The organism is Methanohalophilus halophilus, from assembly GCF_001889405.1.
Lineage (GTDB): Archaea > Halobacteriota > Methanosarcinia > Methanosarcinales > Methanosarcinaceae > Methanohalophilus > Methanohalophilus halophilus.
Map to the genome: position 1 here is coordinate 315,129 of NZ_CP017921.1, position 12,896 is coordinate 328,024.

Below are 12,896 nucleotides of genomic sequence, written 5' to 3' on the forward strand. Positions count from 1 at the left end.
ATCACTCGTCTCACTTTGCACCCCTTCCCACCATTGCACTGATAGTATCACTGGAAAGAATACCTACAAGACAACCTCTGTCATCAACCACAGGAAGAGCCGAGATTGCATGGTCTTCCATTATAAGAGCTGCACTGGAAAGGTTTTCATCGGGATGGGATGTCAAAATATCCCGTGACAGTATTTTTTCGATGGAAGTTATATTGTTGGCAACAGCCCTTGTGATATCCCAGGAAGTCACTATACCCGTAATACGGCCACTTGCTGCCAGAATCGGAATATGTGTTGCATTTTTCAAAATCATTAATTGTGCCGCCTCTTCCAGCGTACACCCTTCATGGAGAGTCGATACGTTCTCCGACATGACATCTCCCACAGTGAGATGGCCCAGGAAAGTGGATAAAAGATAATTTAATTGCCCCTTTTCCAACAAAAAGGCATCATGACCAAAATGTGAAATGAGTTTACGATACTGCACACTTATATCGTTGGAGCCCAGCGCCTGGACTATTTCCTCGGACTGGTAGGAAGGATAAAGCCAATCCGAAGATACAGAAATAACCATAAATTCTGATTCTATATTGCTGAAACTTTTTGAGAGGGAAAACCCATTGCTTAAATCAAAATTGTCAACTGCACCGGTAAGATAAAGATAGGAATTAGGGTCAAAACGGCTGGTAAAAGTATCACCCTGATGGTGTAGATAACTCTCCACCTGGAACATTTCGTTTTCCCTGATATCCCTTCCAAACTTATCATGCATGGAATCATCGCTCAGGTAAGTGATGTGTCCGATCATGCGTGCAAGGGAAAGACCCTGTCTGGGTAATTCTCTCCCATAATAATCCCCATCATTCCAATAAGGATCCCGTATTATTGCCTGTCTTGCAACCTCATTAAAGGCAATCTGCTGGGGCGAGGAGATTGCTGTGGATGCAAGCACAATGGCCCTTTTCATGAAGCCTGGATAGGATACTGCCCATTGCAGAACCTGCATACCGCCCATGGAACCTCCTGCTATTGCATAAAGGCCGGAAATACCAAGATTGTTAAGTAATGTGTGTTGCAGGTTCACCATATCTTCAATAGTAATACGGGGAAAAGACAAACCATAAGGCAAACCGGATTGGGGATTGGTGGAGGCCGGACCTGTGGTGCCCTTACACCCCCCCAGGACGTTAGAGCAGATTACAAAATACTTATTGGTATCAAAAGCTTTCCCGGGCCCAATTACAATATCCCACCAGCCCGGTTTTTTATCGCCTTCATGCCAGCCGGCAGCATGGGCATCCCCAGTGAGGGCATGACATATAAGAATTACATTGGATTTGTCAGAATTCAGTTTGCCATAGGTCTCATAAGCTATGGAAACCTCTGCCATTTCATCACCATTCACAAGCCTGAAGGGTTCTTTTAGATGATGATATTTTGTTTCCACATAACCTACGGACCTCTCGGTCATACATTCACCTCGTTCAAGGCCTGGTCAAGATCTGTGATCAGGTCTTTTGCATTCTCAATACCAATGGATAAACGGATGTAATCGGGCGTAACACTGGTACTTGCCTGTTCCTCGGGGGTAAGCTGCTGATGAGTAGTGGAAGCGGGGTGGACAACAAGGCTCTTTGCATCCCCGATATTGGCAAGATGGGAAAACAGCTCAAGATTTTCAATGAATTGTTTACCGGCTTCAAGCCCTCCCTTAATACCAAATCCAACTATCGGGCCAAACCCTCCATCGAGATACTTTTGAGCCCTATTATGGCTGATATGGTCTTCAAATCCCGGATAATTCACCCATGCAACTTTCGGATGGTCTTTTAGGAAACGGGCGATCTCAAATGCATTTTCAGAATGTTTTTTCACACGCAAGAAAAGGGTCTCCAGTCCTTGCAGGAAAAGGAACGAATTAAAAGGACTTACTGCCGCTCCCAAATCCCTTAACCACTGGACCCGGGCCTTCAGGACAAAAGCAATGTTACCCATTCCAGGAACGTCCTTGAACGCATCCCAGTATACAAGGCCGTGGTAACTCGGATCGGGTTCTGTGAACTCAGGGAATTTTCCGCTACCCCAGTCGAAATTACCTGAATCGATGATGACACCTCCCAGCGAAGTACCGTGGCCACAAACATACTTGGTGGCGGACAGGACAACGATATCAGCACCGTGTTCAATGGGTTTTACAAGTCCGACACCCACTGTATTGTCCACTACCAGCGGTACACCTGCCGCATGGGCAATGTCTGCAATTGCTTCGAAATCTGGGACATCGAGTTTGGGATTTCCTATAGATTCGATATACACAGCCCGTGTATTCTCATTTATAGCCTGCCTGAAAGCTTCCGGGTTAGTGGAGTCCACAAAGGTTGTGTTCCGTCCCAATTTTGGAAAGGTGTGATTGAATAACTGGTATGTCCCACCATAAAGGTTATCGGCAGCCACAATCTCATCACCCAGTCGGGTAATTGTCAGCAGGGCAAGGGAGATGGCAGACATTCCCGAAGAAACAGCCAGGGAACCAGTACCACCTTCAATAGCAGCCATCCTTTTTTCAAAGACATCGGTGGTAGGATTCATCAGGCGGGTGTAAATATTGCCAAATTCCTTCAGGGCAAAAAGATTTGCCGCATGTTCTGTATCGTCAAAAACATAGGCCGTGGTCTGGTAGATGGGAACGGCCCTTGAACCCGTAGTTGGATCCGGTTCCTGTCCTGCATGTATGGAAAGGGTTTCCGGATTATAATTATTTGATCTGCTCATTGTTTATACCTCAATTGACATTAAGGTTATATTTTACTGCTATTTCCTTAAATGCATCTGAAAGATAGTCTATCTTTTCCCTGCTGAGACCATAGGTGTTAAGTTTCCATGCCCTGGTGGCGCCCGGGAACATCCCTACAACCCCTAGTTGTGAAAGTTCATCACTCAGGAAGAATCCACGGCGTTTGTGCTCCTTTGCCACTTTATCGAAGGTCTGTGTTGTATCCACTTTGGTCAGTGTGTGTCTTCGCGGGTACTCAGAAATCACCTTATTGCCTTCTATTTTCAAGAACTCTTCCATGAAACGGTTGGAATTGCGGACTTGCTCATCCCATTTCTGTGTACGTTTTTTCACATGTGGGAATGAGGCCATCATGGCAAGCAAGGTACCTCCCATAAGAGTACATCCCATCATCTCCACTTCCTTGATGCCAAATTTGCGTCCCGTGACATCTCCTTTCATCCGGGTTGTGCGAAAAACCAGGTCCGAATATTCATCAGTGGTGGCCAGTATTCCAGAAGGGGCGGGAGAAGCCATACTTTTGTGACCGGAACCGACTACAAAATCTGCACCCAGTTTCTTGCCATCGACGGGCATAACACCCACAGTGTATGCACCGTTATAGAGCACCGGTATGTCATAATCATGTGCAATACTGGCGATGGATTTGATATCATGCTCATTTGCATACTGGTAATCATAGTGGTCTATCATCATCAGCGAGGGATTTTTCCCATCTTCTCCGATAACATCCTCTATCTTTTCAGCCATTGAGTTAACATCTACCTTGTTTTCACCATCCAGTGGTATTTCCCTGACCTTGCCTCCTGCAGCTTCAACTGCCAGGAATTCCGTGTAGTGAGCCAGGGATGAAACGATTACCGAATCATCTTTTCCCACAAGAGACGATGTAACTGCCTGGAAACCTCTTCTGGCTCCGGGAACCACCCTGGCGGTATCCATATTCACAAAGCTTGCCAGTTCTTCGTGGAAATCAGCAATTGGAGGGCGACTAATTTTGTCTAGACGAAAAGGCTTGCGGCATGAGTCACAGGTAGAATATCCATCCCCGTAGGATATGAGAGCCTTCCGGGCCTCAGGTGTAAGCCTGCCTGCAGCCTGGATAGGCTGGATGTTTATATTTCCCTCTTCCCTGTACCTCAATCCTATACGGTCAACTATTTGGGGAAAATTGGCCTGTTTTTCAGAAGTGCCTTTTTCGAGGTCCTCAATCACCGATTTAAGGTTAGCAGTAGATTTCATGAATGCATCCTCTTCTCCGGCAGACATACCGTTGGGAAGGGATCGACGAATAATCTCCCGCATATCCTCCAGCTCAAAAAGGGCCTCAAAGGTCTTCTCTATCAAATGGTCTTTGGCGCCTTTCATTTTCTTCCTCCTAAAGGCCGGGGTGAGAATCGAACTCACCTACACCGATCTGCAGTCGGTTGCATAACCGCTCTGCCACCCGGCCGGTACGCATCATATATTAATCCACATCATTGCTTTTCCCGATAAGAACCTATGAATAGTTGATGAAGACATCTGTCGCCTTCATCACGTTTTTTGTGGTGGTTGGTGGTGGCAGGCATCTATCACCTGCATTTCACAATAGTGAATTAACAATTGTGAATTGTGCTTCCTTATAGATATAGTTTGTGGATGGGAAAGTAAAAAGAAAAAGTAGAACCATTACTTATCGGCGGGACAGGCATCATCCGACCTGAGCTGGCGGCAAATGTCACAGAACCTGTGAGAGAGATCATCAACCGTCCCATTCTGGATATCGACCGCTAGATTGGCTATGGAAGCTTTTATTTCGTCATCAAATTCTATCCTGTAACCTCTTTTTTTAGTAAGATACTGGGAAACCGCTGAAGGAGCCATCCCGAAAAGCTTAGCCACTTCCTGTTGGGTTACACCGTTATCCACCAATTCTTTTGCAAGGGCAGCCCTGATAGCAGGCAGAACATCCCATACCACAACCTGACACGGAGTTTCAGTTTTCATATTCTCACGCTTCATTTTCTATAGATACTGATCTACAAGTATATCACTATTGTGAATGGTAGTTGATACCTTCCATCGAATATACGTGCAAAAACTTAAAAGGCATTAAAAAAACAATATATTCACAATTGTGACACAAACATATTAAGAATTGAAGAACGATAAGATCTCACAATAAATAAAGGAGGTCACAATGAAAAACAATATGGACAGTACAAGCAAGACCGTCTATCTGGACCATGCAGCCACAACGTTTACTGATACCGAGGTGCTGGAGAAGATGTTGCCATATTTCACCGAAAAATTTGCCAATCCCTCTTCACCTTACAATATTGCACATGTGTCCAGGGATGCAATAGACCGCGCCCGAAAGCAGGTAGCCGATGCCATCAATGCAGAAATCAATGAGATATATTTCACAAGTGGCGGGACTGAATCCGACAACTGGGCCATCAAGGGTGTTGCCTTTGCCAACAGGAAAAAAAGCAACCACATAATTACCTCCGCCATTGAACACCATGCTGTACTGCATACATGCCAGTGGCTGGAAAAGCAGGGTTTTGAGGTTACCTATCTTCCAGTAGACAAATTCGGGCAGGTCAGAATAGAGGATGTAAAAAAAGCCATCAGAGAAGACACAATCCTTATATCTGTAATGCTGGCAAACAACGAGATCGGCACAATTCAGCCAATTTCGGAGATCGGCAGGATTGCACGGGAGAAGGGCATATATTTCCATACGGATGCCGTGCAGGGGATCGGCCAGATACCCTTGGATGTGGAAGGCCTGAATGTGGATTTACTCTCCCTCTCCTCCCATAAGTTCTACGGACCAAAGGGAGTAGGTGCCCTGTATATCAAAAAAGGTACCCGGATCGACAGCTATAGTCATGGGGGTGCCCAGGAAAAGAAAAAAAGGGCAGGCACAGAAAACGTACCCGGTATCGTGGGACTGGGCGCAGCTATCGAACAGGCAACATCTCAACTAGAAGAACATGCTACTCACATGAAAAACCTGAGAACACGCTTGTTAGAAGGCCTTCTGCAGATCCCGGCCACCCACCTTGCAGGACATCCGGAAAAACGCTTGCCGAACAATGCAAATGTGATATTTGAGTACATAGAAGGTGAATCGATCCTGTTGATGCTGAATTCTTTCTCTATTGCAGCCTCTACGGGAAGTGCCTGTACCTCGGCTTCCCTTGAACCATCTCATGTGCTCATTGCCTGCGGATTCCCCCATGAGATCGCACATGGGTCCCTACGCCTGACCCTGGGCAAGGAAAATACGGAAGAGGACGTGGATTACCTGTTGCAAACGCTGGAGCCAATTATCAAGAGGCTCAGGGCGATGTCACCTATGACACCAAAGGAACTGAGGGAATGATATTAATGATGTACAGTGAAAAAGTAATGGAACATTTCATGAATCCCCACAACGTAGGCGAGATGGAAAATCCCGACGGAGTCGGAGAGGTAGGCAATCCCCAGTGCGGGGATATCATGCGGATATACCTGCGCATTGAGAATGATGTGATAACGGATGCAAAGTTTATGACCTTCGGGTGCGGTGCCGCCATTGCTTCCAGTAGCATGGCAACCGATCTGATCAAGGGCAAAACGCTGGAGGAAGCCTGGAAGATCACAAACAAGGCAGTGGCAGAAGCCCTCAACGGCCTGCCTCCGGTGAAAATGCACTGCTCGGTGCTTGCGGAAGAAGGCATCCACAAGGCAATCAATGACTACAGGGAAAAACAGGGCCTGGAGCCCCTGGAGGAAAAGCCGGATGCTGACTGCTGCGGATAAGGAACTGTACGGCCGGCAGGTCATGATGATCGGGGAAGACGGGCAGGAAAAGCTTAAAGGAGCAACCGTACTTGTGGCCGGCTGCGGAGGGTTAGGTTCCCCTGTTTTGCATTACCTGGCCGTTGCCGGTATCGGCCATATCCGGCTTATCGATAAGGATACCGTTGAACTGAGCAACCTCAACCGACAGATACTGCACTGGCACCGGGATATAGGAAAAGCCAAAAGTCAGTCTGCTGAAGAAAAACTTGCAGAACTCAATCCTAATATCAGGCTGGAAGCTTTCAATACAGAAATCAATGCTGAAAACGTAGATGAATTGATACAGGGAGCAGATATAATCGTAGATGCACTGGATAACTATGAAACACGAATGTTGCTCAACAGGGCCGCAATCCGGCAATCAGTACCCCTGGTCCACGGTGCCGTTCACGGGTTCCACGGGCAACTCACCACAGTCATTCCGGGAAAAACACCCTGCATCGAATGCCTGATCCCTGAAAAACCCCCGAAAGAAGTATTTCCAATCATCGGTTGCACTGCGGGTGTTGTGGGAACCATGCAGGCAAACGAGGTCATAAAGTACCTCCTTGGTGAGGAAGGATTGCATACCGGACACATTGTTATGTGGGACGGTAAAAATGGGACACTGGAGAAAATGAGAATCTGTCGCAGGCCAGACTGTCCTGAATGCGGCCATCTTTAAGAAAAATATGCCTGATAATAAGTTAAGGAAACTGGAAGATATCATAAAAGACACCGGCCCCATGGCAATTCTTTTTTCCGGCGGCGTGGACAGCAGCCTGCTTGCAGTTGTAAGCAGGAAAGTGCTGGGAAAAGATCACATCTGCATCCTTCTGGATTCACCCCTTATCCCCGGGAGTGCAGTTGATAATGCCAGAAAAATTGCAGATGAAAATAATTTGGAACTTCACGTACTGAACTTCAATCCCCTGGAAATCCGTGACATACGTAAAAATCCAAAGGATAGATGTTATCATTGCAAAAAACAGATCATAAAAACTGCAAAAGAATATGCCTCTTCCCTTGGGTTTGCAATTATTGCCGACGGAACCAACGTCTCGGATACACAGACATTGCGACCTGGGCTTGCTGCTTGCAGGGAAGAAGGGATATTTCATCCATTCATCTCTGCAGGCATCAGTAAAGCGGATATCAGACAAATTGCCAGACAGGAAAAATATGATTTCTGGGGGCTGCCTTCTTCTGCCTGTCTGGCCTCACGTATACCCTATGGCGAAATGCTGGACAGCGGGAAACTCAGAAAAATCGAACAGGGAGAAGACATTCTGCACAGAATGGGATTTTTACAATGCCGTATGAGGTTGCATGATGAAGGAAACCTTGCACGTATAGAGGTCCCCGCAGAACAAATCCCAACGGCTGTCCTGAAAAAAGATGAACTGGTCAGGCACCTGAAAACAACAGGTATCACCCATGTCTGCCTGGACCTCAAAGGCTACAGAAGCGCCAGCATGGATGAGACCTGAGATCAGCGTTGTTTGTACTTGCGACAGCTTTCCACGAAATCATCCACCGGAAATGAGCCCGGATGAGCATGCATATAACTTGCCACCGAATTGTGTTCATAGATACCATCCATACCATCAACAATTCCTTTGCCCCGCTCCATAGTGTAAGCCAGACGGCTGTCAGACGCACAATCTGTTACAGAGTAATGGAATTCATGGCCACGTACTTCTCCCCTGAATATGGGGGAATCGGCGTGCCCTTTGGTGTAGCCCAGTGCCTGCAATTTTTTCGTCATGACGGTTTCAGCGGGGAAAAGGTCAGCCAGTTTATAGACCCTGTCCTCTATTTCATAGGAAGTACAGAGATATTGCAGACCGCCACATTCACCATAGATTGGCATCCCGTCTGCTGAAAGGTCCTTTAGTTTGTGAGTGGTCTGTGACTTTTCAAGTTCTGCTATGTGGAGCTCAGGATAGCCACCTCCGAAATACATACCATCCACATCAGGAATTTCACCTTCAAGCGGACTGAAGAATTTAATTTCAGCCCCTGACCTGCGAAAAGAGTCCAGCATGTCCTGATAGTAGAAACAGAAAGCACTGTCCATTGCCACACCTATTGTCACATCAGCCTCCCTGCTGGCAACGCATTTCCCAGGTGCAGCCGGGAGAGGTTCGTTTGCCAGGGATAGCACACTATCCAGATCAATGTTCTCTTCAATGAAGTTACCCAGTTTTTCCAGATCATAATCCCGTTCATCAGCCATGTGCAAACCAAGATGACGGGAAGGGACGGTCAGGTCCTGGTTACGAGGCAGGGCACCAACTACCGGCACATCTCCCAGGGCATCCCTGATCATTTGAGCATGTCTGGGACTTCCCACGCGGTTAAGAACCACACCATCAATATGTACATCACTGTCAAATTCAGAATAGCCTTTGATGAGGGCCGCAGCACTTCTGGACATGCCGTGCACATTGACTACAAGAATCACAGGAGCACCCAGGGATTTGGCCACATGAGCCGAACTTGCAAGATCAGAGGAATTCATTCCGTCAAAAAGCCCCATGACACCTTCAACGACCCCTATATCCGCATCATTATAACTGCAATGAAAACTCTGCCTGACACCTTCTTCACCCATCATGAACGTATCAAGGTTCCTTGAAGGCCTCCCGCAAATTGCTGTATGATGAGTGGGATCGATGTAATCCGGCCCCACCTTATAGGGCTGGACGTGCATTCCCCGACGGGTCAGGGCCGCCATGATACCCATGGAAACGGTTGTTTTACCGACTCCACTGTGTGTGCCTGCAATAACTATTGATTTTTTCATGGCACAAGTTGGGTTGATTTGATATTTAAAATATGGGGCAGTAAGCTTCACTGTTACCGGATAAACTTAAGTTTATATACCCCCTTCACCATCCCAAATTAAACACCAATTCCCGATATAGCATGATTCCCGGAAAACAGCTCACAGATTCCTACGGACGCACTATAAAAAGCCTCAGAATATCGATTACTGACAGGTGTAATCTCAATTGTATTTATTGCCACAATGAAGGGAATATGAAAGTGGCAGATGAAATGTCAGCCCAGAAAATATCTGATATCATCAAGGCAGCCAGCCTGTATGGAGTGGACAGGGTGAAATTCTCCGGCGGAGAGCCACTTGTCCGCAGGGATTTCGAGGATATACTGAAAAGCCTGCCCCCCTTAAAGGATGTATCTGCAACTACCAACGGTATACTGCTGGAAGAAAGGGCCCAGAGTCTCAAGGAAGCAGGACTGGACCGGATAAATGTAAGTTTGGATAGTGTTGATGACAAAAACTACAGTTTGATTACTGCAGCAAATCCGGGTGATGTATATAAAGTGCTCAGGGGAATAGAAAAAGCAATCGAGGTTGGCCTTACTCCTGTAAAACTGAACATGGTAATGCTCAAAGGGATCAATGAAGACAAAATCGACCAGATGCTTGAATTTGTCCGTAAGCACAAAGGCAACATCATACTACAACTCATACAGCTAATGGATTTCCAGGATGTTGTAAAATATCAGGTTGACGTGGAAGGAATTGAAAAACAACTTGAAGAAAGGGCCGATGAAGTCCGGGTACGTAAAATGCACCGCCGCAAAAAGTACATCATCGGCGGTGCTGAAGTTGAAGTAGTAAGACCCATCGACAATACTGAATTCTGTGCCAATTGCAACCGGCTGCGTGTGACAGCCAACGGGAAACTCAAACCATGCCTGTTGGTTAATGATAATCTTGTGGATACAAAAGGCTCAAATGCAGAAGATATTCCACGATTGCTGGAGGCAGTTGTGAAAAAAAGGGTGCCTTATTACAGAGGAAACGTAACTGAAGGGTAACAGGTAAATTATTACCTGAAATTTATCTCGATATCCTCCTCAAATGCATCATTCACATGTGAACTCAACTTCGATTTTGTATTTACCAGCTGCTCTTCCAGGGATTGCAGGCGTTCTGTTTCATCTTCCAATTTATCCTCTGTGGAAAACAGGGCCTCTTGCTTTTTTGAAATATCCTTTTCCATGGAGGTTTTCTGGCGATACACATCCATCTGGTCCAATTGATCCCTTAACTGCCTGAGCCTGTTATCGTATTTCTTTTTATCCTCATATAAGGATTTGAGAGAAGAAGAGGTTTTTATTGAATGCACCTGTTCAAGAGTTTTATCTTTCTTTTTATCCTTCAGACCAAGTGAATCACTTTGAAGTCTCAAAATCAACTCATCATAGAGCGGATCCAGGTTGTTATCCAGTGCCGAGACAGGATCTTGCATGACAGTATCAAGTATATTGCGCACTTGTGGCGACAGGGTATGAATTCCGTTTTCATCCTGTTTTTTCATTCTGGATAAGGCCTTGGACAATGGGGTGAACATCCTTTTGATATCAGCTTCTACATCCTGGGCCTGTTGCCTTACGTCGTCAATTTCACTGTTAATTGCTTCTGCCCGCGGATATTCAGAACCGTTAACCAACTCTTCAAGATCTGATTTTGCACCCTGCAAAATTTCATCCAGGGAGGTATACTTATTCTCCAATTCCTGGATATTATCCCGACACTCCATTATTTCAGATTCCAGATTATGGATAGCTTCAATATCTGCAAATATATTGCTGATCATACCCAGTTTATGCCGGGGGCCCTCAATTGTCGAAAATAAATCACTTAAAGCATGGTTCAGGTGTGCAAGATCGCCGCTTATTTTGTTATATTCAGTTGGATAGAGTTTTTTTGCATAAAGCATGCTTTTTCGGGTATTGTCCAGAAAAGTATCCATATGGGAAACCGCTTCAGTATAGAAGGTATAAGCCCCCTCTATAGAGTTATCATGTGGGACCGTGATTTTCTCATCAAGTATTTCCAGGTTATCAACAATAACATCCCGGTTTGAATCTCCGATCTTACCCATTTTCTTATCAGCTGATTCAATCGGCGTGGCAGCCAGAAAGGCCTTTTTGTCGACCCTGAGCTGCTCAAGTTTATTGCCAATTACGGAATAAAGATCGCTTATAAGGGGTTTTGCAGCGTTAACTTCCCTTTCATATCTGGTTTTACTCCATTCACGGAGATTTTCAAATTCCAGATGTAATTCTTCAGGCTCATCCTTGCCCTTACCAAAGAGTTTCTTGAGGAAATCCATGTATTCAGATGAAAAAACATGGTGATTTGTTAAAAAGATTCTGCATGAAGAAGAATTGAAACATAAATATTAAATCAACTCCCGGCCATCAGGTTCAAATTAGAATCTCTAATACAGAAAGAGAAGGATACAAAGAAAAATAAATATTGGAATCCATTCTATATGCACAAAAGGGAAGTGTCAAAAATGAAAGTCGAACTCAGTGTTGATGGTAAAAATATAGAAATAAACGATTTTGTTCAGAAATTCCTGGGAAAGACTGCAGCTGCTTCTGCAGAAAGTCTGCATGGTGTCGACCCGACATGGGAAGAGATCGACATCCATATCAAAAAATAATCAAAGTAATTTTTCTATTTCCGAGTTATCCACGCGGGAAGTTGAATCCAGACTGAGAGGTGTTATAGATATGTGCCCTTTCTGGGTAACTACATGCACATCGGTACCTTCTTCACCCTGTGGCATAAGGTCACCTGCCAGCCAGTAATATGGCCTGCCCCTGGGATCATGACGCTCCTCCACTTCCATATTGAAAAACTTCCTTGCAAGACGGGTGATCTCAATCTCGGTATCTTCTTCCACATCATGCGGCAGGTTCACATTCAAAACATCCACGTTTTCAGGCAGTCCATGTTCCAGAACTTTTTTTGCAATCCGGTTTACTACCTTGATACCAACCTCAAAATCGTGTTCATAGTCCCGTAAATCATCGAATTTAAGTCCCTGTTCTATGACCTGAATAGAAACAGCAATTGCCGGGATACCATAACTTGCACCTTCCAGAGCTGCACCCACGGTTCCTGAGGTAGTGGCGGTATCCGTACTGATATTTTCCCCGATATTGAATCCTGATAAAATCAGGTCGGGTTTTTCCTTCATAACCGAAAATATCCCCAATATCACCGAATCAGTGGGAGTGCCTCCTATTGCATGAGCCTCCACACCATTTATCTTTGTACGATTCATCCGCAGAGGCTCAAAAATAGAAATTGACCGCCCTACACCGCTTTGCTGGAAAGCCGGTGCAGCAATCGTCACATCGCCCAGTGAATCCACACTTTTGTAAGCGGCACGTATACCAGCTGAATAAACACCATCATCGTTGGTAAGCAGAATTTTTTTCGACATGAAAAGCCAGATTAACC

13 protein-coding genes and 1 tRNA gene are annotated in these 12,896 nt (G+C 45.6%); 6 read left to right on the forward strand and 8 right to left on the reverse strand.

Going from position 1 to position 12,896, the window contains the following annotated elements; genetic code table 11:
- Window positions 1-10: 10 nt before the first annotated feature.
- The 5 genes from metX to BHR79_RS01620 form a co-directional block, all read right to left on the reverse strand.
- Window positions 11-1,462 carry a homoserine O-acetyltransferase MetX gene (gene metX, locus BHR79_RS01600; protein ID WP_072560577.1) on the reverse strand — a complete coding sequence of 484 codons (1,452 nt, stop codon included), beginning with the start codon at window positions 1,460-1,462 and terminating at the stop codon, window positions 11-13.
- The gene (locus BHR79_RS01605; RefSeq protein WP_072560579.1) at window positions 1,459-2,763 is read right to left on the reverse strand and encodes an O-acetylhomoserine aminocarboxypropyltransferase/cysteine synthase family protein; all 1,305 of its coding nucleotides are present in this window, start codon (window positions 2,761-2,763) and stop codon (window positions 1,459-1,461) included. Before BHR79_RS01605 ends, metX begins: the two co-directional genes overlap by 4 nt.
- Window positions 2,764-2,773: 10 nt before the next feature.
- Window positions 2,774-4,153: an O-phospho-L-seryl-tRNA:Cys-tRNA synthase gene (gene pscS, locus BHR79_RS01610; protein WP_072560581.1), complete on the reverse strand. Its 1,380-nt coding sequence runs from the start codon at window positions 4,151-4,153 to the stop codon at window positions 2,774-2,776.
- A gap of 14 nt (window positions 4,154-4,167) precedes the next feature.
- A tRNA-Cys gene (locus BHR79_RS01615) sits at window positions 4,168-4,238 on the reverse strand.
- Between the two features lie 218 nt (window positions 4,239-4,456).
- On the reverse strand, window positions 4,457-4,789 hold the full coding sequence (locus BHR79_RS01620; RefSeq protein ID WP_072560583.1) for a transcriptional regulator: 333 nt from the start codon (window positions 4,787-4,789) through the stop codon (window positions 4,457-4,459).
- 178 nt (window positions 4,790-4,967) lie between these two features.
- On the opposite strand from BHR79_RS01620, the gene nifS reads away from it, so the two are divergent.
- The 4 genes from nifS to larE are packed head-to-tail and all read left to right on the forward strand — an operon-like array spanning window position 4,968 to window position 8,091.
- Window positions 4,968-6,161 carry a cysteine desulfurase NifS gene (gene nifS / locus BHR79_RS01625; protein ID WP_083432984.1) on the forward strand — a complete coding sequence of 398 codons (1,194 nt, stop codon included), beginning with the start codon at window positions 4,968-4,970 and terminating at the stop codon, window positions 6,159-6,161.
- A 5-nt stretch (window positions 6,162-6,166) separates the two neighbouring features.
- Window positions 6,167-6,580, forward strand: coding sequence for a Fe-S cluster assembly scaffold protein NifU (gene nifU, locus BHR79_RS01630; RefSeq protein WP_072562252.1), 414 nt, complete (start codon window positions 6,167-6,169; stop codon window positions 6,578-6,580).
- Window positions 6,561-7,286: a HesA/MoeB/ThiF family protein gene (locus BHR79_RS01635; RefSeq protein ID WP_072560585.1), complete on the forward strand. Its 726-nt coding sequence runs from the start codon at window positions 6,561-6,563 to the stop codon at window positions 7,284-7,286. The genes nifU and BHR79_RS01635 overlap by 20 nt, the downstream gene beginning before the upstream one ends.
- 7 nt (window positions 7,287-7,293) lie before the next feature.
- Window positions 7,294-8,091 (forward strand): ATP-dependent sacrificial sulfur transferase LarE, encoded by a 798-nt coding sequence (gene larE / locus BHR79_RS01640; RefSeq protein ID WP_072560587.1) that lies wholly within the window; start codon window positions 7,294-7,296, stop codon window positions 8,089-8,091.
- A 2-nt stretch (window positions 8,092-8,093) separates the two neighbouring features.
- Here larE and BHR79_RS01645 read toward each other — a convergent pair whose 3' ends face one another.
- Window positions 8,094-9,410 (reverse strand): cobyrinate a,c-diamide synthase, encoded by a 1,317-nt coding sequence (locus BHR79_RS01645; RefSeq protein WP_072560588.1) that lies wholly within the window; start codon window positions 9,408-9,410, stop codon window positions 8,094-8,096.
- Between the two features lie 122 nt (window positions 9,411-9,532).
- On the opposite strand from BHR79_RS01645, the gene moaA reads away from it, so the two are divergent.
- Window positions 9,533-10,453, forward strand: coding sequence for a GTP 3',8-cyclase MoaA (moaA, locus tag BHR79_RS01650; protein WP_072560590.1), 921 nt, complete (start codon window positions 9,533-9,535; stop codon window positions 10,451-10,453).
- Between the two features lie 11 nt (window positions 10,454-10,464).
- Here the strand turns inward: moaA and BHR79_RS01655 are convergent, their stop codons facing one another.
- Window positions 10,465-11,754, reverse strand: a complete 1,290-nt coding sequence (locus BHR79_RS01655) for a coiled-coil domain-containing protein (protein ID WP_072560592.1) — start codon at window positions 11,752-11,754, stop codon at window positions 10,465-10,467.
- Window positions 11,755-11,940: 186 nt separating this feature from the next.
- Here BHR79_RS01655 and BHR79_RS10620 point away from each other — a divergent pair, with 186 nt between their 5' ends.
- Complete coding sequence (locus BHR79_RS10620) at window positions 11,941-12,090, forward strand: hypothetical protein (RefSeq protein ID WP_169818152.1); 150 nt, start codon at window positions 11,941-11,943, stop codon at window positions 12,088-12,090.
- On the opposite strand, the gene surE is transcribed toward BHR79_RS10620, so the two are convergent.
- Window positions 12,091-12,879 (reverse strand): 5'/3'-nucleotidase SurE, encoded by a 789-nt coding sequence (gene surE, locus BHR79_RS01660; protein WP_072560594.1) that lies wholly within the window; start codon window positions 12,877-12,879, stop codon window positions 12,091-12,093.
- Between the last annotated feature and the right edge of the window lie 17 nt (window positions 12,880-12,896).

Coding starts and splice junctions, on each gene's coding strand:
- BHR79_RS10620 (WP_169818152.1), top strand. CDS start 11,941: ATGAAAGTCGAACTCAGTGTTGATGGTAAAAATATAGAAATAAACGAT.
- moaA (WP_072560590.1), top strand. CDS start 9,533: ATGATTCCCGGAAAACAGCTCACAGATTCCTACGGACGCACTATAAAA.
- larE (WP_072560587.1), top strand. CDS start 7,294: ATGCCTGATAATAAGTTAAGGAAACTGGAAGATATCATAAAAGACACC.
- BHR79_RS01635 (WP_072560585.1), top strand. CDS start 6,561: ATGCTGACTGCTGCGGATAAGGAACTGTACGGCCGGCAGGTCATGATG.
- BHR79_RS01620 (WP_072560583.1), bottom strand. CDS start 4,789: ATGAAGCGTGAGAATATGAAAACTGAAACTCCGTGTCAGGTTGTGGTA.
- nifU (WP_072562252.1), top strand. CDS start 6,167: ATGATGTACAGTGAAAAAGTAATGGAACATTTCATGAATCCCCACAAC.
- surE (WP_072560594.1), bottom strand. CDS start 12,879: ATGTCGAAAAAAATTCTGCTTACCAACGATGATGGTGTTTATTCAGCT.
- BHR79_RS01645 (WP_072560588.1), bottom strand. CDS start 9,410: ATGAAAAAATCAATAGTTATTGCAGGCACACACAGTGGAGTCGGTAAA.
- pscS (WP_072560581.1), bottom strand. CDS start 4,153: ATGAAAGGCGCCAAAGACCATTTGATAGAGAAGACCTTTGAGGCCCTT.
- metX (WP_072560577.1), bottom strand. CDS start 1,462: ATGACCGAGAGGTCCGTAGGTTATGTGGAAACAAAATATCATCATCTA.
- nifS (WP_083432984.1), top strand. CDS start 4,968: ATGAAAAACAATATGGACAGTACAAGCAAGACCGTCTATCTGGACCAT.
- BHR79_RS01605 (WP_072560579.1), bottom strand. CDS start 2,763: ATGAGCAGATCAAATAATTATAATCCGGAAACCCTTTCCATACATGCA.
- BHR79_RS01655 (WP_072560592.1), bottom strand. CDS start 11,754: ATGGATTTCCTCAAGAAACTCTTTGGTAAGGGCAAGGATGAGCCTGAA.